Origin of the sequence: Klebsiella sp. JN_Kp127 (assembly GCF_040062505.1) — a bacterium.
Taxonomy (GTDB): domain Bacteria; phylum Pseudomonadota; class Gammaproteobacteria; order Enterobacterales; family Enterobacteriaceae; genus Klebsiella; species Klebsiella quasipneumoniae.
This window is the reverse complement of the sequence record NZ_JBEAHS010000032.1, coordinates 1-20,127: the sequence shown is the minus strand read 5'-3', so window position 1 is coordinate 20,127 and position 20,127 is coordinate 1. Positions and strand designations below refer to the sequence as shown.

Annotated in this window: 20 protein-coding genes; 7 read left to right on the top strand and 13 right to left on the bottom strand. The window is 53.7% G+C overall.

What is annotated here, in order from left to right; translation table 11 throughout:
* Positions 1-274: 274 nt before the first annotated feature.
* A complete protein-coding gene (locus ABLV04_RS09740) occupies positions 275-448 on the bottom strand; it encodes a YciY family protein (RefSeq protein WP_023290120.1) in 174 nt (57 codons plus the stop codon).
* Positions 449-591: 143 nt separating this feature from the next.
* Between ABLV04_RS09740 and cls the strand changes: the two genes are divergently transcribed.
* The gene (gene cls / locus ABLV04_RS09735) at positions 592-2,052 is read left to right on the top strand and encodes a cardiolipin synthase (protein ID WP_023290121.1); all 1,461 of its coding nucleotides are present in this window, start codon (positions 592-594) and stop codon (positions 2,050-2,052) included.
* Between the two features lie 34 nt (positions 2,053-2,086).
* Complete coding sequence (locus tag ABLV04_RS09730; RefSeq protein WP_002910079.1) at positions 2,087-2,416, top strand: HI1450 family dsDNA-mimic protein; 330 nt, start codon at positions 2,087-2,089, stop codon at positions 2,414-2,416.
* 63 nt (positions 2,417-2,479) lie between these two features.
* Here ABLV04_RS09730 and ABLV04_RS09725 read toward each other — a convergent pair whose 3' ends face one another.
* The 8 genes from ABLV04_RS09725 to ABLV04_RS09690 all read right to left on the bottom strand — a co-directional run bounded on the left by ABLV04_RS09725 (position 2,480) and on the right by ABLV04_RS09690 (position 10,743).
* Positions 2,480-3,307: an ion transporter gene (locus ABLV04_RS09725; RefSeq protein WP_048297756.1), complete on the bottom strand. Its 828-nt coding sequence runs from the start codon at positions 3,305-3,307 to the stop codon at positions 2,480-2,482.
* 54 nt (positions 3,308-3,361) lie between these two features.
* Positions 3,362-4,366: a murein tripeptide/oligopeptide ABC transporter ATP-binding protein OppF gene (gene oppF / locus ABLV04_RS09720; protein ID WP_002910083.1), complete on the bottom strand. Its 1,005-nt coding sequence runs from the start codon at positions 4,364-4,366 to the stop codon at positions 3,362-3,364.
* Positions 4,363-5,376, bottom strand: coding sequence for an ABC transporter ATP-binding protein (locus tag ABLV04_RS09715; RefSeq protein WP_065881282.1), 1,014 nt, complete (start codon positions 5,374-5,376; stop codon positions 4,363-4,365). The genes oppF and ABLV04_RS09715 overlap by 4 nt, the downstream gene beginning before the upstream one ends.
* Before the next feature lie 11 nt (positions 5,377-5,387).
* A complete protein-coding gene (gene oppC / locus ABLV04_RS09710) occupies positions 5,388-6,296 on the bottom strand; it encodes an oligopeptide ABC transporter permease OppC (protein WP_004145396.1) in 909 nt (302 codons plus the stop codon).
* A gap of 14 nt (positions 6,297-6,310) precedes the next feature.
* A complete protein-coding gene (oppB, locus tag ABLV04_RS09705; RefSeq protein ID WP_002910089.1) occupies positions 6,311-7,231 on the bottom strand; it encodes an oligopeptide ABC transporter permease OppB in 921 nt (306 codons plus the stop codon).
* 85 nt (positions 7,232-7,316) lie between these two features.
* The gene (gene oppA, locus ABLV04_RS09700; RefSeq protein ID WP_023290124.1) at positions 7,317-8,951 is read right to left on the bottom strand and encodes an oligopeptide ABC transporter substrate-binding protein OppA; all 1,635 of its coding nucleotides are present in this window, start codon (positions 8,949-8,951) and stop codon (positions 7,317-7,319) included.
* Positions 8,952-9,696: 745 nt separating this feature from the next.
* Positions 9,697-10,344, bottom strand: coding sequence for a YchE family NAAT transporter (locus ABLV04_RS09695; RefSeq protein WP_002910095.1), 648 nt, complete (start codon positions 10,342-10,344; stop codon positions 9,697-9,699).
* Between the two features lie 183 nt (positions 10,345-10,527).
* Positions 10,528-10,743, bottom strand: a complete 216-nt coding sequence (locus tag ABLV04_RS09690; RefSeq protein WP_032428896.1) for a hypothetical protein — start codon at positions 10,741-10,743, stop codon at positions 10,528-10,530.
* Between the two features lie 77 nt (positions 10,744-10,820).
* Between ABLV04_RS09690 and adhE the strand changes: the two genes are divergently transcribed.
* Complete coding sequence (adhE, locus tag ABLV04_RS09685) at positions 10,821-13,496, top strand: bifunctional acetaldehyde-CoA/alcohol dehydrogenase (RefSeq protein WP_023290125.1); 2,676 nt, start codon at positions 10,821-10,823, stop codon at positions 13,494-13,496.
* A gap of 146 nt (positions 13,497-13,642) precedes the next feature.
* On the opposite strand, the gene tdk is transcribed toward adhE, so the two are convergent.
* Positions 13,643-14,260, bottom strand: coding sequence for a thymidine kinase (gene tdk, locus ABLV04_RS09680; RefSeq protein ID WP_032429180.1), 618 nt, complete (start codon positions 14,258-14,260; stop codon positions 13,643-13,645).
* Positions 14,261-14,267: 7 nt separating this feature from the next.
* On the opposite strand from tdk, the gene ABLV04_RS09675 reads away from it, so the two are divergent.
* Both ABLV04_RS09675 and hns read left to right on the top strand, forming a co-directional pair.
* The gene (locus ABLV04_RS09675; RefSeq protein ID WP_044523854.1) at positions 14,268-14,399 is read left to right on the top strand and encodes a hypothetical protein; all 132 of its coding nucleotides are present in this window, start codon (positions 14,268-14,270) and stop codon (positions 14,397-14,399) included.
* A gap of 422 nt (positions 14,400-14,821) precedes the next feature.
* The gene (gene hns, locus ABLV04_RS09670; protein ID WP_002910103.1) at positions 14,822-15,229 is read left to right on the top strand and encodes a histone-like nucleoid-structuring protein H-NS; all 408 of its coding nucleotides are present in this window, start codon (positions 14,822-14,824) and stop codon (positions 15,227-15,229) included.
* Between the two features lie 123 nt (positions 15,230-15,352).
* Here hns and galU read toward each other — a convergent pair whose 3' ends face one another.
* The 3 genes from galU to rssA all read right to left on the bottom strand — a co-directional run bounded on the left by galU (position 15,353) and on the right by rssA (position 18,458).
* A complete protein-coding gene (gene galU, locus ABLV04_RS09665; protein WP_023290127.1) occupies positions 15,353-16,255 on the bottom strand; it encodes a UTP--glucose-1-phosphate uridylyltransferase GalU in 903 nt (300 codons plus the stop codon).
* Positions 16,256-16,452: 197 nt separating this feature from the next.
* The gene (gene rssB / locus ABLV04_RS09660; protein WP_032453277.1) at positions 16,453-17,466 is read right to left on the bottom strand and encodes a two-component system response regulator RssB; all 1,014 of its coding nucleotides are present in this window, start codon (positions 17,464-17,466) and stop codon (positions 16,453-16,455) included.
* A gap of 89 nt (positions 17,467-17,555) precedes the next feature.
* Entirely contained in the window at positions 17,556-18,458 is a 903-nt protein-coding gene (gene rssA / locus ABLV04_RS09655) for a patatin-like phospholipase RssA (RefSeq protein ID WP_004203175.1), read from the bottom strand.
* Between the two features lie 112 nt (positions 18,459-18,570).
* Between rssA and ABLV04_RS09650 the strand changes: the two genes are divergently transcribed.
* Complete coding sequence (locus ABLV04_RS09650; RefSeq protein WP_032428898.1) at positions 18,571-19,029, top strand: YchJ family protein; 459 nt, start codon at positions 18,571-18,573, stop codon at positions 19,027-19,029.
* Between the two features lie 42 nt (positions 19,030-19,071).
* The gene (gene purU / locus ABLV04_RS09645; RefSeq protein WP_004203178.1) at positions 19,072-19,914 is read left to right on the top strand and encodes a formyltetrahydrofolate deformylase; all 843 of its coding nucleotides are present in this window, start codon (positions 19,072-19,074) and stop codon (positions 19,912-19,914) included.
* Positions 19,915-20,127: the final 213 nt, after the last annotated feature.

Here is a 20,127-nt window from a genome sequence, read left to right as displayed (position 1 = left end):
ACCGCCCGCAAAAGCGGTGCGTTTTATTCAGGGTGGGTATCCTGATAGTGAGCATGACATTGAAAAACGATCGACGACCCCACGCCCTGTCCGGACTTCCACACGGCGGTGAATACCTGTTGCGGAAAAAGGCGTTCTGTCGATAATCCCCCGTCATACCCTGACAGGCATCGCATAGATATTTCAATAGGCGATCTGGCGATGTTAAAAGGGAATGCCGCGCAGAGCGGGAAAACGACAACGGCACCGCGTTCGGTGCCGTTGTTCTGCTCGTTTAACAGTCGGGGAAGATAAACAGCAGAGCATGACGCTGCCGTTTCACCAGTCCCTTCCTGATAGCGAGGATCCGCATATTGCGGCGTGATTGGGCTTCCAGCCAGCGCGCTTTACGGCGATTCACCTGTCTCAGCATGCGCCAGCGCCCTACTTCCGTTCTACTACGCTTCATTGCAACGACTCTACGAGTGAAAACAGCCCCCATTATAAACCTCTGCCGGCGACTGACCACCGCTTTCGCTGCGTTTTTATTTGCCAGAAAAATACTGATGCGTAAACTCATCACATAACGTCATTCAAAAGGATTTTACATCTATGACAACCTTTTACACGGTGGTGAACTGGCTGGTCATTCTGGGGTACTGGCTGTTGATCGCCGGTGTAACATTACGAATTCTAATGAAACGCCGCGCTGTGCCGTCCGCCATGGCATGGTTATTGATCATTTATATCCTGCCGCTGGTGGGGATCATCGCCTATCTCTCCTTTGGCGAGCTGCATCTTGGCAAGCGGCGGGCAGAACGCGCGAGGGCGATGTGGCCTTCCACGGCCAAATGGTTAAACGACCTCAAAGCCTGCAAACATATCTTTGCCGAAGATAACAGCCCGGTGGCCGAGTCCCTGTTCAAGCTTTGCGAACGGCGCCAGGGCATTGGCGGCGTAAAAGGCAACCAGCTGCAGCTGCTGACGGAATCTGACGACGTCATGCAGGCCCTGATCCGCGATATTCAACTGGCTCGCCATAACATAGAGATGGTCTTCTATATCTGGCAGCCAGGCGGTATGGCCGACAGCGTCGCCGAATCGCTAATGGCCGCCGCCCGTCGCGGGGTTCACTGCCGGTTAATGCTCGACTCCGCGGGCAGTGTGGCCTTTTTCCGTAGCCCATGGGCGGCGATGATGCGTAACGCCGGCATTGAAGTGGTCGAGGCTCTCAAGGTCAATCTGATGCGTGTGTTTCTGCGCCGGATGGACCTGCGCCAACATCGTAAAATGGTGATGATCGATAACTATATCGCCTACACCGGCAGCATGAATCTGGTCGATCCCCGCTACTTTAAGCAGGACTCGGGGGTCGGGCAGTGGATTGACCTGATGGCGCGCATGGAAGGCCCGGTGGCGACCTCAATGGGCATCGTCTACTCCTGTGACTGGGAGATCGAGACCGGAAAGCGTATTCTGCCACCGCCGCCGGACGTCAATATCATGCCGTTTGAAGAGGCCAGTGGGCATACCATCCACACGATCGCCTCCGGTCCGGGCTTTCCGGAAGATCTGATCCATCAGGCGCTGCTCACCGCCGCCTACGCGGCGAAAGAGCATTTGATCATGACCACGCCCTACTTCGTACCCAGCGACGACCTGCTGCACGCTATCTGTACCGCCGCCCAGCGCGGCGTGGACGTGAGTATTATTTTACCGCGCAAGAACGATTCGCTGCTGGTGGGCTGGGCCAGCCGGGCCTTTTTCACCGAGCTGCTGGCGGCAGGGGTGAAGATTTACCAGTTTGAAGGCGGCCTGTTGCATACCAAGAGCGTGCTGGTCGATGGCGAACTGAGCCTGGTGGGAACCGTGAATCTGGATATGCGCAGCCTGTGGCTCAATTTTGAAATCACGCTGGTCATCGATGACGCCGGCTTCGGCAGCGATCTGGCGGCGGTTCAGGATGACTATATCTCGCGCTCGCGCCTGCTGGACGCCCGTCTCTGGTTAAAACGTCCGCTGTGGCAGCGGATCGCCGAGCGACTGTTTTACTTCTTCAGCCCGTTGCTGTAAAACGTGCCCATCAGATACCGAATGAGTAGCAATCATGGATATGGATTTAAACAACCGCCTGACCGAAGACGAAACGCTTGAGCAGGCATACGACATCTTCCTCGAACTGGCGGCCGATAACCTCGACCCGGCGGACATCATTCTGTTTAACCTGCAGTTTGAGGAGCGCGGCGGCGCCGAGCTGTTCGACCCATCCGCAGACTGGGAAGAGCATGTGGATTACGATCTGAACCCGGATTTCTTCGCCGAAGTGGTGATTGGCCTGGCGGATACCGACGGCGGGGAAATCAATGATATCTTCGCCCGCGTGCTGCTGTGCCGCGAGAAAGATCACAAGCTGTGTCATATTCTGTGGCGTGAATAACGCTGACCCGCCAGTGAAAAGCCTGCCGCGTTCCACCCGGCAGGCTTTTTTTATGCCGAGAGTTTACTTCGGTAAGACATGACCGCAGGCGTGGCAAAACCGGGCGTTATCGTCATGGTCGCCCTGCTGGCACTGCGGGCATACCCGCTGCTGGCGCCGCCGGTTCAGGGCGCTGGTCATATGGGTGGTGATAAGCCCGGTCGGAATGGCAATAATGGAGTAGCCGATCAGGATGAGAATGGAGGCCAGGATGCGGCCCAGCGGCGTGTGCGGCGTAATATCCCCGTAGCCGACGGTGGTGATGGTCACAATGGCCCAATAGACCGAAGCGTTGAGCGTGGTAAAACCATACTCTGGCCCTTCTATCAGGTACATTAACGAGCCGAAAATCACCATCACAATGGCGATAAACGAATAGAACAGGATCAGCTGATGGCGCGCGCTGACAATCGCCCGCCAGAACACATTGAGCGAAGGCATAAAGCGCAACAGTTTGAGAATACGCAACGCGCGGATCGCCCGCATTGCCCGCCAGGCAAAGACATAATTGAGGCTAATTTCCGGCCACAGCCACATCACGTATAGCGGCAGGATGGTCGCTAAGTCAATAAACCCCCAGAAGCTGAAAATGTAGTGGAGCGGATTGGGCCATGTCGCAATACGCAGCAGATACTCCAGGGTAAAGACCGCGGTCACCATCAGCTCCAGCCAGACGAATAAATGCCATTCATCTAATGTCAGATGATATTGCGTGCCCAGCCCCGATTCGACAAATATCACCACCACGCTGAGCAAGGCGAAAAGTCCGCACAGCCCTTCGAAGCGGCGGCCGGAACGTCGGTTTTGATCGAAAAGCAAATGATAAAGCCGCAGGCGAGCGGCAGAAAGCATACCCACTTCGTTAACCTCGCAAAAAAAAGGGCTGACCTGCGTCAGCCCCTGAGATTATAACGGGTCTACCTTAAGGCAGGAAACCGCATGGCGGAAACTGCCCTCCAGCACCGGGCGGGTTTTGGCGCACTCCGGTCCGGCGAGCGGACAGCGGGTGCGGAAGACACAGCCCGACGGCGGATTAATCGGCGAGGGTAATTCGCCCTCCAGCAGCTGGATGGTTTTCGTTTTTTCGAGGTCCGGATCGGGGATCGGCACCGCCGACATCAGCGCTTTGGTATAGGGGTGTAGCGGATTATGGTACACCTCATCGTAGGTTCCCAGCTCCACCGCATGGCCCAGATACATCACCAGTACGCGATCGGAGATGTGCTTAACCACCGCCAGATCGTGGGCGATAAATATCAGCGACAGTCCCATTTCACGCTGCAGCTGCTGCAGCAAGTTGACCACCTGAGCCTGGATGGACACATCAAGCGCGGACACCGGCTCATCGCAGATAATCAGCTTCGGCTCGAGGATCAGCGCCCGCGCAATGCCGATGCGCTGACACTGACCGCCAGAGAACTCGTGCGGATAGCGGTTGATCAGGTTAGGCAGCAGCCCGACTTTCATCATCATCGCCTTCACGCGATCGCGCACTTCCTGACGCGGCATCTTCGGATGATAGGTACGCAACGGCTCAGCGATGATTTCTCCGATGGTCATACGCGGGTTCAGCGAGGCCAGCGGATCCTGGAAGATCATCTGGATATCGCTGCGCACGTCGCGCCACTCTTCCTGCTTCATGCCCAGCAGATCTTTACCCAGCCAGGCCACTTTGCCATCGGTAGCCTTCACCAGACCAATAATGGCACGGGCGAAAGTCGATTTACCGCAGCCGGACTCCCCCACCACGCCGAGGGTCTCACCTTCATAGAGACGCAGCGTCACGCCATCTACGGCTTTCAGCGTTTTCGACGGCTGCCAGAACCACTGTTTGCCATCTTTAATATCGAAATGCACCTTCAGGTCGGCAATTTCGAGCAGGACTTTTCGTTGTTCAGTTACGGCGTTCATAGCAGCTCCCCCACCGGTTTAAAGCAGGCGCGCAGGCGGCCTGGCGCGAACGACTCCAGCGGCGGCGCGCTGCTGCACTGTTCCATTGCGTGCGGACAGCGCGGCTGGAATGGGCAGCCCTTCGGCAAACGCAGCAGGTTTGGCGGGTTGCCCGGAATGGTCAACAACGCATCGCCTTCGGCATCCAGACGAGGAACCGCATTCAACAGCCCAATAGAGTAAGGGTGAGACGGCTGATAGAAGACATCGCGCGCCTGACCATACTCCATGGTGCGGCCCGCGTACATCACCAGCACTTTATCGCAGATCCCCGCCACCACTCCGAGGTCATGGGTGATCATAATGATGGCCGTATTAAATTCGCGTTTCAGCTCATTCAGTAACGTCATGATCTGCGCCTGCACGGTGACGTCCAGGGCGGTGGTCGGCTCATCGGCAATCAGCAGCCGGGGCCGGCAGAGCAGCGCCATGGCAATCATCACGCGCTGGCGCATCCCGCCGGAGAACTCGTGTGGGAACATTTTCATGCGCTTGCGCGCTTCCGGCATTTTTACCGCGTCGAGCATCTTCACCGATTCTTCAAACGCTTCGGCTTTGCTCAGCCCTTTATGCAGCATCAGGACTTCCATTAACTGCTCGCCCACCCGCATATACGGGTTCAGAGAGGTCATCGGATCCTGGAAAATCATCGAGATTTGCTCGGCGCGCAGTTTATTTAGCTCACGCTCAGGCAAATTGAGGATTTGCCGACCGTTAAAGGTGGCGGAACCCCCGATTCGGCCGTTGGCCGCCAGCAGTCCCATCAGGGCGAAGGCGGTCTGCGATTTACCGGAGCCGGACTCCCCGACAATACCGAGCGTCTCCCCCGCCTGCAGGGTGAAGTTCAGATCATTGACGGCGGTGACATCGCCATCCGGCGTATTAAAGGTGACGCGAAGATCTTTCACGTCCAGCAGCAGGCCGCTGTGGCTCTGCGCTTGCGGCGCTTTTGCCGTTTCAATCATGGTCATGGCAGCGCTCCTTAGCGGTCTTTCGGGTCGAGGGCATCACGCAGACCATCGCCGATAAAGTTGAAACAGAACAGGGTCACCACCAGGAAACCCGCCGGGAACAGCAGCAGCCAGGGCGAGACTTCCATTGAGTTGGCGCCATCGCTGAGCAATGCCCCCCAGCTGCTGAGCGGCTCCTGCGTCCCCAACCCCAGGAAGCTGAGGAAGGATTCAAAGAGGATCATGCTGGGGACCAGCAGCGAGGCGTACACCACCACCACGCCCAGCACATTAGGAACGATATGGCGCAGCACGATGCTCGCTGTGGAGACCCCGCCGACCTGCGCCGCCTCAATAAACTCTTTGCGCTTCAGGCTCAAGGTCTGTCCGCGTACGATACGCGCCATATCCAGCCAGGAGACCATGCCGATAGCGACAAAAATCAACAGGATATTCTGGCCAAAAAAGGTCACCAGCAGGATAACGAAGAACATAAACGGGAAGGAGTTGAGGATCTCCAGCAGACGCATCATTACCGAATCCACTTTGCCGCCGAGATAACCGGAAAGCGAACCGTACAGCGTGCCGAGGATCACCGCCACCAGCGCCGCCGCCACCCCGACCATCAGCGAAATACGCCCGCCGATCGCCACGCGCACCAGCAGATCGCGACCGGAGGAATCGGTCCCGAAGTAGTGGCCAGAGGCCATGTCCGGGGCGTTGGACATCATGCCCCAGTCGGTGTCGAAATAGGAGAATGACGACACCATCGGCGCGAAGGTCACGAACAGCGCAATAAGCACCAGCATAATCAGGCTGGTGACCGCGGCGCGGTTGTGCATAAAGCGGCGACGCGCATCCTGCCAGAGGCTACGCCCCTCCACTTCCAGCTTCTCACTGAAGTTTTCCAGCGCCTCGCTATTTTTCTTACTTAACATCATGGCGAACTCCGGCTTCAGTAGCGAATCTTCGGATCGATAACGGCGTACAGCACGTCAACGATGGCGTTGAACAGGATAGTCAGGGCGCCAACCAGGATCGTCAGGCTGAGCACCAGCGAGTAGTCGCGGTTAAGCGCCCCGTTAACGAACAGCTGGCCAATCCCCGGCAGGCCGTAAATGGTTTCAATGACCATTGAGCCCGTAATGATGCCCACGAAAGCCGGCCCCATATAGGAGAGCACCGGCAGCAGCGCCGGCTTCAGCGCATGGCGCAAAATAATGCGGCGCATCGGCAGCCCCTTCGCCCGCGCGGTGCGGATAAAGTTAGAGTGCAGCACTTCAATCATTGAGCCGCGGGTAATACGCGCGATACTGGCGATATAGGCCAGGGAAAGCGCCACCATCGGCAGGATCATAAATTTCAGCGCCCCGCCGTTCCAGCCTCCGCCCGGCAACCAGTGCAGGGTAATGGCAAAGATCATCACCAGCAGAGGCGCCACCACAAAGCTCGGAATAACCACGCCGGTCATGGCTACCCCCATCACCGCATAGTCCCAGCGGGTATTCTGCTTCAAAGCGGCAATAACGCCCGCAGCGACACCGATCACAACCGCCAGCAAAAAGGCGGCGAAGCCCAGTTTCGCCGAAACCGGGAAGCTGGCCGCCACCAGATCGTTGACCGAATAATCTTTGTATTTAAAGGAGGGACCAAAATCGCCATGCGCCAGCTGCTTCAGGTAATTGAAGTACTGCGTCATGATGGGGTCGTTTAAATGGTATTTTGCTTCAATATTCGCCATGACTTCCGGCGGTAGCGTGCGTTCCCCGGTAAAAGGACTTCCCGGAGCCAAACGCATCATGAAGAATGAGATGGTGATAAGAATAAATAGCGTCGGAATCGCTTCCAGACAGCGACGTAAGATAAATTTTAACATTGCCCGTACCTTCTGGCGTGTGCCTTTGCACTGCTCTCAAATAAGACACGATGGAGCGAGCACAGGCCCGCTCCACGTATTGCCATTAATGTTTGATAACGTAAAGGTCTTTTGTATAGACGTTATCCATCGGGTCTTTACCGGTGTAGCCACCGACCCACGGTTTCACCAGGCGGGCGTTAACATAGTAATAGACCGGTACGATCGCGCTGTCTTTATCCAGCTGCTGCTCTGCTTTCGCATAGGCCGCCGTGCGCTGTGCTTCATCGGATGCTTTTACGGATTCAGCCATAATTTTGTCGAACGCCGGGCTCTTATAGTGCGCAGTGTTCATTGAGCTGTCAGAAAGCATGGTGTTCAGGAAAGAGGTTGGCTCGTTATAGTCAGCGCACCAGCCCGCACGCGCCACGTCATAGGTGCCCTGATGACGGGTATCGAGGAACGTCTTCCACTCCTGGTTGACCAGCTTCACGTCAATGCCCAGGTTTTTACGCCACAGCGAGGCGGCGGCAATCGCCAGCTTCTTGTGCAAATCAGAGGTGTTATACAGCAGGTTGAAGGTCAACGGTTTATCGGCGCTATAGCCGGCTTCGGCCAGCAGTTTTTTCGCTTCTTCATTCCGTTTTTCCTGCGACCAGGTAAACCATTCCGGCTCGGTCAGCTTCGCGCCATCGGTATACGGCGGGGTGTAGCCGTAGGCCGGCAGATCGCCCTGTCCTTTCACCTTATTGGCAATGATATCGCGATCCAGACCCAGCTTCAGCGCGGTACGCACGCGCACGTCGGTGAACGGCGCTTTCTGGTTGTTAATTTCGTAGTAATAAGTACACAGATACGGGTCAACGTGCAGCTCGTTCGGGATCTCTTTTTTCAGTTTCTGGAAGAGCTCGATCGGCAGCTGGTTATAGGTCATATCCAGTTCACCGCTGCGATAACGGTTAACATAGGTCACTTCAGAAGAGGTCGGCAGCCAGGTGACGGTGTTGATAACGGTTTTGGCATTATCCCAGTAATGCGGGTTGCGCTCCATCACGATACGTTCGTTGACCACCCAGTCTTTCAGGGTGTAGGCGCCGTTGGTGACGATATTGCCAGGCTGCGTCCACTTCTCGCCAAACTTTTCAATCGCTGGTTTATAGACAGGAGACATCGCCGGGTTAACCAGCAGTTTGTAAAAATAGGGTACCGGCTCGCTGAGGGTGACTTCCAGCGTATGGTCGTCAATGGCTTTTACGCCCAGCTCGCCTGGGGCTTTCTTGCCGTCAATGATTTCATCAACGTTGAGGATATGACCATACTGCGGGTAGCTAGCATAAGGAGACGCTGTTTTCGGGTCTACCAGACGCTGCCAGCTATAAACGAAATCCTGGGCGGTAACCGGCTCGCCGTTAGACCATTTCGCATCTTTACGCAGATGGAAGGTCCAGACTTTGAAATCTTTATTATCCCAGCTCTCTGCCACACCAGGGATCGGGTGGCCATCTTTCGGCGAGGTATTCAGCAAGCCTTCGAACAGGTCGCGGCTAATATTCGCCTCGGGCACCCCTTCAATTTTATTCGGGTCCAGCGATTGCGGCTCGGCGCCGCTATTTCGCACCAGCGTTTGCTTATCCGAAAGCTGCACACCGGCCGGGACATCCGCTGCCATAGCCATATTGCCAGCCATGAGCGCGGATAGCACTCCTGCGGCGATCAAACGTTTTTTAGTGATGATGGTCATTGTGTTGTAACTCCAGTCATTATAATTACTGGTTTTTTAACCAGCCTGTTTTTTTTCCCGTTTTCGGGATCTGTCCAACGCAGGAGTGTTTGCGATTGGCAGATTGCTATCACCGACTTATTTATTACGACCGCTCGAACGGCAGTCTTAACGTCGATTCGTTCCCCCCTCGCTGGAGGGCAGTTCAGGCGCAATGAGACGATTAAAAATGATTCTCATTTACACGCATAATTCAGCAGACGATAACGGCGGAAAGTACCAAAAGGTAAACACCTCCGCCAATGCAATTTGCAAATATGTTACCGGATTCTCTTTTATTGCCGGCTTTGCCAGCGTCACTAGCGGTTGCCACAATACGCCGATACAAAAATATTCTTATTAATCATACTGTTACGACATTTACATCAGTCATCATACTGAGCAGCGACCACAAGATGATTTTTTGTACAAAAATTTAACAATAGATTACTTTTTAGCACATTCATCTGCAGCCTTGTTAAAATTACTAATATCATTTCGATGATCCGACAGCAAGCGCCAGAGAATGATGTGAAGAAAATAACATCACAGGAGGGAGAGACGTGAGGGGAATGTTAAGAGAAATATTTCATATCTTAATGAAAAATATGAAATTAATAGCGATATCGCAAAATAGTATTCCTACCGCCGGTTCCGCGCTGGTTAATAGGTTTTGCTAATAATCGCGCAGGCGTGAAGGGAGCCTCCCCGCCTGCGTGGCAACGAACTAACTCAGCAGCCCCGGGAAGAGCGCTTTAATCCCCGTCACAATAAACTCAATGCCGAGAGCCATCAGCAGCAGGCCCATAATACGGGTGATAACGTTAATCCCTGTCTGCCCCAGCAGACGCACCAGCCATGGCGCCATGCGGAAAATCCCCCAGCAGCAGAGGGCAAAGACCGCAATCGCCAGTGAAAAACCGACGAGATGCACCCAGGAGTGATACCGCGTACCCCATACGATAGTGGAACTGATTGCCCCCGGTCCGGCCATTAACGGTAGCGCGAGAGGAACGACGCCGATGCTCTCCCTTACCGCCGTCTCCGACTTCTCCTGCTTGTTCTGCTTATCTTCGCCTAGCTTACCGCTGATCATCGACATCGCGATGGTCACCACCAGGATGCCGCCGGCGATACGGAAGGAATCAATGGAGATACCAAAAATCTGCAGAATGCCATCGCCGAGAAACAGTGACGTCAGGAGGATGATCGCCACCGACAGGTTGGCGGTCAGGTTGGTCTTATTGCGCACTGCTGCCGGCTGGTAGCTGGTCATACTAATGAACACCGGAATAATGCCCACCGGGTTAACCAGGGCAAATAAGCCGATGAAAAACTTGAAATATGCAGAAAAATCGAACAGTGATTGAGTCACAATGGGCTCCGCAGCATCATCAAAATTGGCGGTTGACTGTTAACAGCATAAAATAACTGCGCGAAACATACGCTTTTTGCATGCAATATTCATTATAAATATGCATAACCCGGTGATATGTATCGAATGTTAGCTATTTGTAGTTTTAATGCTAATCGTTTTTTTAATTTCAAAACCCTCCCATTACACTTGATCGAACCGGTCAAAAAGCAGCCAGCTGAAAGGTATCAGCAGTGCCAATACTTGATCTAAATCACGTAATTTGTACTCAGAAGTGAGTAATCTTGATGACACCAACAGAGTGGAAGGCAGCAGTACCTGAAAGTTAAAAAGAGAAAGCTTTTTTAGTAAATCGGTAAAACAGCGTCCTGATTTTCCTACATAAACATTTACATGCAAGCTGTTTACAGCCTGTCTATAATGTCGAATCGAGCGACTGATTTACTAAAAAAGTTTAACATTATCAGGAGAGCATTATGGCTGTTACTAATATCGCTGAACTGAACGCGCTTGTTGAGCGTGTCAAGAAAGCCCAGCGTGAATATGCCAGTTTCACTCAAGAACAAGTCGACAAAATCTTCCGCGCCGCCGCGCTGGCCGCTGCAGATGCTCGAATCCCTCTCGCCAAAATGGCCGTTGCCGAATCCGGCATGGGCATCGTTGAAGACAAAGTGATCAAAAACCACTTCGCTTCCGAATACATTTACAACGCTTATAAAGACGAAAAAACCTGTGGCGTCCTGTCAGAAGACGACACCTTTGGTACCATCACTATCGCTGAACCTATCGGCATCATCTGCGGTATCGTACCGACCACTAACCCGACTTCAACAGCAATCTTCAAATCGCTCATCAGCCTGAAGACGCGTAACGCCATCATTTTCTCTCCGCACCCGCGTGCTAAAGAAGCCACCAACAAAGCGGCTGACATCGTCCTGCAGGCTGCCATCGCTGCCGGCGCGCCGAAAGACCTGATTGGCTGGATCGATCAGCCGTCTGTTGAACTGTCTAACGCCCTGATGCACCACCCGGACATCAACCTGATCCTTGCGACCGGTGGTCCAGGCATGGTGAAAGCAGCATACAGCTCCGGTAAACCTGCTATCGGCGTAGGTGCCGGTAACACCCCGGTGGTGATTGATGAAACGGCTGACATCAAACGCGCCGTTGCTTCCGTTCTGATGTCTAAAACCTTCGATAACGGCGTTATCTGTGCTTCTGAGCAGTCCGTTGTGGTGGTTGATTCCGTTTATGACGCGGTTCGCGAACGTTTCGCCAGCCACGGCGGCTACCTGCTGCAGGGTAAAGAGCTGAAAGCCGTTCAGGACATTATCCTGAAAAATGGCGCGCTGAACGCCGCTATCGTTGGTCAGCCTGCGGCGAAAATCGCTGAACTAGCAGGCTTCACCGTACCGGCCACGACTAAAATTCTGATTGGCGAAGTCACCGACGTTGACGAAAGCGAGCCGTTTGCTCACGAAAAACTGTCTCCGACGCTGGCGATGTACCGTGCGAAAGATTTCGAAGACGCCGTGACCAAAGCTGAAAAACTGGTCGCCATGGGCGGTATCGGTCATACCTCTTGCCTGTACACCGACCAGGATAACCAGCCGGCTCGCGTGGCTTACTTCGGCCAGATGATGAAAACGGCGCGTATCCTGATCAACACCCCGGCTTCTCAGGGTGGTATCGGTGACCTGTACAACTTCAAACTCGCTCCTTCCCTGACTCTGGGTTGTGGTTCCTGGGGTGGTAACTCCATCTCTGAAAACGTTGGTCCGAAACACCTGATCAACAAGAAAACCGTTGCTAAGCGAGCTGAAAACATGTTGTGGCACAAACTTCCGAAATCTATCTACTTCCGTCGTGGCTCCCTGCCTATCGCACTGGATGAAGTGATTACTGATGGTCACAAACGCGCGCTGATCGTGACTGACCGCTTCCTGTTCAACAACGGCTATGCCGATCAGATCACCTCCGTACTGAAAGCAGCGGGTGTTGAAACTGAAGTCTTCTTCGAAGTTGAAGCTGACCCGACGCTGACCATCGTACGTAAAGGCGCCGACCTGGCGAACTCCTTTAAACCAGACGTGATCATCGCGCTGGGCGGCGGTTCCCCGATGGATGCGGCAAAAATCATGTGGGTCATGTACGAACATCCGGAAACCCACTTCGAAGAACTGGCGCTGCGCTTTATGGACATCCGTAAACGTATCTACAAGTTCCCGAAAATGGGTGTTAAAGCCAAGATGGTGGCGATCACTACCACCTCCGGTACCGGTTCTGAAGTTACGCCGTTCGCCGTTGTGACCGATGATGCGACAGGTCAGAAATATCCGCTGGCAGACTACGCGCTGACCCCGGATATGGCCATCGTCGATGCCAACCTGGTGATGGATATGCCGAAATCGCTGTGTGCGTTCGGTGGTCTGGATGCCGTGACCCACGCCCTGGAAGCTTACGTTTCCGTGCTGGCTTCTGAGTTCTCTGACGGCCAGGCTCTGCAGGCGCTGAAACTGCTGAAAGAGTACCTGCCGGCTTCCTACCACGAAGGTTCCAAGAACCCGGTTGCCCGCGAGCGCGTACACAGTGCCGCCACCATCGCCGGTATCGCGTTTGCTAACGCCTTCCTCGGCGTGTGTCACTCCATGGCGCACAAACTGGGTTCCCAGTTCCATATTCCGCACGGTCTGGCCAACGCCCTGCTGATCTGCAACGTTATCCGCTACAACGCGAATGACAACCCGACCAAGCAGACCGCGTTCAGCCAGTACGACCGTCCGCAGGCTCGTCGTCGCTACGCTGAAATCGCCGATCACCTGGGTCTCTCCGCACCGGGCGACCGTACCGCAGCGAAAATCGAGAAGCTGCTGGCATGGCTGGAAAGCGTGAAAGCTGAGCTGGGTATTCCGAAATCTATCCGCGAAGCTGGCGTTCAGGAAGCTGACTTCCTGGCCCACGTTGATAAGCTGTCTGAAGATGCATTCGATGACCAGTGCACCGGCGCTAACCCGCGCTACCCGCTGATCTCCGAGCTGAAACAGATCCTGCTGGATACCTACTACGGTCGCGAGTTCGTCGAAGGTGAAGCAGCCGCGAAAGCCGAAGCAGCTCCGGTGAAAGCTGAGAAAAAAGCGAAAAAATCCGCTTAATCGACAAGCATAAACGTTCTGCAAGCCCCGTCATCTGACGGGGCTTTTTTTTGCCCACCGACAGCCAAGCTTTAACGCCTGCTGGCCCAACGGAGCGCAGGCAATAAAAAGGCGCCCACAGGCGCCTGGACGAGCTTCTGCGCGTATTAGCTGGGGCGGTGCTGGTTTTGTACCTGAGTTAACGAGCCGACGCTCAGCGCCTCTTTATAATGCTTACGACAAACTGACACGTACCGCTCATTGCCGCCGATGACGACCTGCTCGCCCTCGTTGTAAGGACGCCCCTCCTGATCGAGGCGCAGCACCATACTGGCCTTCCGGCCGCAGAAACAGATGGTTTTCAGCTCCACCAGCTTATCTGACCAGGCCAGTAAATACTGGCTGCCGGTAAAGAGCTCACCGCGAAAGTCTGTCCGCAAGCCATAGCAAAGCACAGGAATATCCAGCGTATCGACAACTTCAGACAGCTCATGAACCTGCTCGCGCGTCAGAAACTGGCTTTCATCCACCAGCACGCAGTGAATCGGCTTTAGCTTGTGCTCTGCGGCAATATCGTTAAATAGCGACGTCTGTGGATTATACAATCGGGCCGGCGAGGAGAGACCGATACGCGAGCTGACTTTTCCGGCGCCAAAGCGGTCATCAATCTCAGCGGTATAAACGACGGTACGCATCCCCCGCTCCTGGTAATTGTACGAAGATTGCAACAGAGCGGTCGACTTACCTGCATTCATTGCAGAGTAGTAGAAATAAAGTTGTGCCATCGGCTGCGTGACCCCAATCAAAGTGTTTTATCGCGGCGGCGATTGTACCATATTTTATGCGTACAGCCGCCCATTCGACAGGGGTATTGTATCGCAGCTGAAGAGCCTGCAAAGCCAAAGGATTAAGAGGATGAATTGAATTTTCAGGGCCATTATTTGTACGCCCCGTTACGCTACTGGCGGGGTAACCATTGTCTTTTCGTGCTTATAGGGCGGTTACATATGGGGCTATAAGCGGCGCCGCGCGTTGTTTTATATTAAGCCTCATAACCAAAAATGCGCTAATACTGACGAGGGTTATTTACCCATGTAAAGGATAATTTTTCTCACCGAACCTCAGAAAAAGCATACCGTCTCAGTGTTTTAGCTTACCTTCTGCTCATCGCTATAAGGATGAAAGATGTGAAGCGGCACGGGAATTTTAACTTAAATTAATTAATTCTCGCGACAAATAACCAGTAATTTTGAATTCCTTACATTCCCCCCTATTGCACAACGCATTTTATCGCTCTATTATTAGTTCAACAAACCACCCCACAATATAAGTTTGAGATTACTACAATGAGCGAAGCACTTAAAATTTTGAACAACATCCGTACTCTTCGTGCGCAGGCAAGAGAATGCACCCTGGAAACGCTCGAAGAAATGCTGGAAAAATTAGAAGTCGTTGTTAACGAGCGCCGTGAAGAAGAAAACGCCGCCGCGGCAGAAATTGAAGAACGTACGCGTAAGCTGCAGCAATATCGTGAAATGCTGATCGCTGACGGTATTGATCCGAATGAACTGCTGAGCACCATGGCAGCCGTTAAAGCCGGTACCAAAACCAAGCGTGCTGCACGTCCGGCTAAATACAGCTATGTCGACGAAAACGGCGAAACCAAAACCTGGACCGGCCAGGGCCGTACCCCGGCGGTGATCAAAAAAGCAATGGATGAGCAAGGTAAATCACTGGACGATTTCCTGATCTAATCTCCGTTGTTACGATATAAAAAATCCCGCTGCGGCGGGATTTTTTTTGCCCCCAGGGGCCGATATAAAAAACCGGGAGCGCATCTGCGACTCCCGGTTTTGTGCTTTCAGCAGCGCTGCGGATTACTTAGCAACCGCGGTTTCCAGCCAGGCTTTAAAATCGTCACCCAGCGTTTTGTGGCGAATACCATATTCGACGAACGCCTGCATGTAGCCAAGCTTATTACCGCAGTCATGGCTCTTGCCTTTCATATGATAAGCTTCGACCGTCTCTTTTTCGATCAGCATATCAATCGCGTCAGTCAACTGAATTTCATCACCGGCACCCGGAGGTGTCTTCGCCAGCAGCGGCCAGATATCGGCGCTGAGGACATAGCGCCCCACCACCGCCAGGTTGGACGGCGCAACGTCAGCTTTTGGCTTCTCGACCACGCCTACCATCGGCACGCTTTCTCCCGGCTTGAGAGATTCACCTTTACAGTCAACGACACCGTAAGCGGTCACGTCGTCGACAGGCTCAACCATAATCTGGCTGGCGCCGGTCTCATCGAAACGAGAGATCATCTCTGCGAGGTTATCGCGGCTCAGATCGGATTCATATTCATCCAGAATAACGTCCGGCAGAATAACTGCGACCGGCTCATCACCCACCACCGGATGGGCGCAAAGCACCGCGTGTCCCAGACCTTTTGCCAGGCCCTGACGAACTTGCATAATGGTTACGTGCGGCGGACAAATAGACTGCACTTCTTCCAGCAGCTGGCGTTTCACACGTTTTTCCAGCATCGCTTCCAGCTCAAAACTGGTATCGAAATGGTTTTCGATAGAGTTTTTGGACGAGTGCGTTACCAGAACAATTTCAGTAATTCCTGCAGCGATACATTCATTAACAACGTACTGAATTAACGGCTTATCTACCAGCGGCAGCATTTCTTTTGGAATCGCTTTGGTGGCCGGCAGCATCCTGGTGCCTAATCCCGCAACCGGGATAACCGCTTTTCTGACTTTAGAATTAAGGGCAGCCATTGAAATCTCCTGGACTGTTTGTTTTTTAAACTTCTCGTTACAAATAACGTGTCGAGTATATCAGTCAACCGCGTATTCACTGGTCTGAAAAGCTTCCGATAGCCTCGAATTAGGACTTTTACGCATAAAACTGCTCGATGTTACCACCGCTAAAGGACAACGGGTAATCCCGTCTGCTTAGATATAAACGCAATTGCTCACTCCGCAGACAACATTAAGCGTAAACGGCCTCCCGCCCCCCAAATTTGGCACTGCCATGAGGTACAGCGTTGACTAATTTGATTAAGGTAAGCATCACCCAGGGTGCCCAAAGGAACGCCATTGCTAATCTGAATTTGATGCTCACCGGTATTCAGCGTGCCATTAAGTCCCGCCGACACCAGAATTAAATTTTTCAGTCCGCTGTGGTAATACCCCACTAACAAAGGAAACTGGCCGGGAAGGTTTGCCTGACGCAGGAGCTGATTCACCTGTTTTAGCAGACTCCCCATTTCTGGTAGCCGCTGTCCCTGATGCGCCAGCTGCTCCTGTAGCAAGCCATTGAACAACGCGCGCAATAATAAAGCGGCCAGGACGCCATTATCTCCTGCCCGTGTGACATCCAGACAATAGAAGGCCAAATCATTGTCCGAGAGCGGCGCGATATCAAGTACCAGACCGGGTTTATCCGCCGACACCAGCTGGCGATAATGAATGCGGCAGTGCGACATTTCCTGTTGCACCGGCGGCTGTAATTCCTGCAGTAATCGTGAAGCCGCAGTGGGATTACTGACCAGCGCGTCCCAGTCCTCAAATAAACGCTCTTCCTCTTCCACCCGTGAACTGAACATCGCAGGATAGAGGCAGGCATAAACGGTTTCGCGCAGGCGATCGAAATCTTTTACTGGCTTTAACAACACGTCCTGAACGCCAAGCCGCAACGCTTTGGCTATATCGGCCATGTTTTCGGTAGCGGAAATCATCAGGATCGGTAGCTGCTCGCCGCGATTACGCAACGTCTCCACCAGCTCCAGACCGTTCATTCTCGGCATCGAAATGTCGCAAATCATCAGGTCCGGATGCACCTCCGTCATTTTATGCAGGGCATCCTTGCCATCTTCCGCCTGGAAGGTTGTTGCTCCCAGCGAGGTCAGCCATCCATGCAAGAGTGAGCGGAAAACGGGTTCGTCTTCAACTATCAGAATCTGTTTTCCCGCCAATGGCTGCGTCATGATATCTCCCCTGGCTGACGATAATTCAATAGTGGCACGCTATTCTCACTATCGCCTGTCAGAATTTGCTTAAGTCAGGTACTCGTGCGTCAAATCGCGGTACGCACTAAGGGTAATAATTCATCCATTTTCTTTTCTACCGCCAACTGCCCTGCGGTAATCGCCTCGCCGGCGCGATGGAAATCAAGCGTCGAGACTTGCGGACAGTACGGTTGCAACAGGATATCCGGCGGGTCACCCGCCATACGATTGCGTTTAAGACGGTTCTCCAGGACCTGGATAGAGGTGGTCATGATCTCCATCGCCGTCGGCGTCACGGCCGTACGGCGGGAACTCATTTGCGTCAAGCGTGCGCGCAGACGAGTATGCCATGGCCCCTCCTTCGCTTCGGCTTCCCGCCGCGGCGTTTCGAGGGAGAATAAATCCTGCTGCATAAGGTGGGCATCATGTTGCAAATCCACGGCAATCACGATATCCGCCCCCATTGCCCGCGTAAGCGATACGGGAACCGGATTGACCACCGCGCCATCGACCAGCCAGTAACCGTTATGCCTGACCGGCGACATTAACCCCGGCATACTGCAGGAGGCTCGAATCGCTAAGTGCAGATCGCCTTCGGTAAACCACAGCTCCCGGCCAGTGCTTAAATTTGTCGCGACGGCGGCAAATCGCCGTTCGCAGTGTTCGATATCGGTCACGGGCATGATGCGGCGATAATGATTGAACACCTTTTCACCCCGCAATAGTCCACCGCGGCGCCAGGAGAGATCCATCAGTTTCAGAACGTCCCAGTTGCTGAAAGAGCAGACCCAGGACTCAAGGGCCGGGAGTCGGTTACAGGCATACGCCGCCCCTACCAGCGAACCGATAGAGCAACCGGCCACGATATCAATCTCAATGCCGGCCTGCTGGAGGGCGTTGATGACGCCAATATGCGACCATCCGCGGGCGGCGCCCGCACCTAACGCCAGACCAATTTTAAGCTTTCTCATTAGTACTGATAACTATCCTTCCACTCTGAGCGTGGCAACATTGTCACGGCTCAGTTAACATAAAGCCCTTTGGCGTAGAAGCGCCGTTACTCTTTCTTCCATGGAGGCAATTTTGTCGCAATTATGCCCCTGTGGCAGCGCACTGGAGTATAGCTCATGTTGCCAGCGATATCTGTCCGGCGCTGAGCTTGCGCCAGGCCCGTCACAGCTTATGCGCTCCCGTTACAGCGCGTTCGTCATGAAAGATGCCGACTATCTGATCAAAACCTGGCATCCGTCCTGTCAGGCGCAGCAGTTTCGCGCCGAACTGGAGAAAGGCTTTGCCCACACCGAATGGCTGGGTTTAACCCTGTTCGCCAGCGATGATGGACGAGCCGCCAATGAAGGCTTTGTCAGCTTTATCGCCCGCTTTAATGACAATAACCGCCCGGGCGCCATTATTGAACGTTCCAGATTCTTAAAAGAAAATGGACAGTGGTACTATATCGACGGGACACGGCCGCTGATTGGCCGTAACGACCCCTGCCCTTGCGGTTCAGGTAAAAAATTTAAAAAATGCTGCGGCCAGTAACGCTACCGCAGCGCTTGCAAACACTACAGGATTTTCCTCGCGATGCATTCATTACAACGTAAAGTACTACGCACTATTTGCCCTGATCAGAAAGGCCTCATCGCGCGTATCACCAATATCTGCTACAAGCACGAACTTAACATTGTGCAGAACAACGAATTTGTTGACCACCGTACCGGTCGTTTCTTTATGCGCACCGAACTGGAAGGCATCTTCAACGACGCTATTCTGCTGGCCGATCTGGACAGCGCCCTGCCGGAAGGCTCGATTCGTGAACTCAATCCGGCAGGCCGCCGCCGGGTAGTGATTCTGGTGACGAAAGAGGCGCACTGCCTCGGCGATCTGCTGATGAAAGCCAACTACGGCGGGCTGGATGTCGACATTGCCGCGGTTATTGGCAACCATGACACCCTGCGCCCGCTGGTGGAACGTTTTGGCATCCCGTTTGAACTGGTCAGCCATGAAGGGCTGAGCCGCGAAGAGCACGACAAGCAGATGGGCGACGCGATTGCCGCCCACGAACCGGATTACGTGGTGCTGGCCAAGTATATGCGCGTTCTTACGCCGGAATTTGTCGCTCGTTTCCCGAACAAGATCATTAATATTCACCACTCGTTCCTGCCGGCGTTTATCGGCGCGCGTCCGTATCATCAGGCCTATGAGCGCGGTGTGAAGATCATCGGCGCCACCGCCCACTACGTGAATGATAACCTGGACGAAGGTCCCATCATTATGCAGGACGTCATTCACGTCGATCATACTTATACCGCAGAAGATATGATGCGTGCCGGGCGCGATGTCGAAAAAAACGTATTGAGCCGGGCGCTGTATCAGGTCCTGGCGCAGCGCGTCTTCGTCTACGGTAACCGGACGATTATTCTTTAATCGACTGAGAAATGAATTGGTTAGCTTTCCGGCGTTACGGGTAAAAATCAGGCAACCAGTTTATTTTTGTCAAAGGAATGCTTTACAGGGGCGCATCATTTGGTATGATGCGCCCCGCTTCCCGAGAAGGAAGCAGGCCAGTAATAAGCATTACCCCGTGGTGGGGTTCCCGAGCGGCCAAAGGGAGCAGACTGTAAATCTGCCGTCATCGAC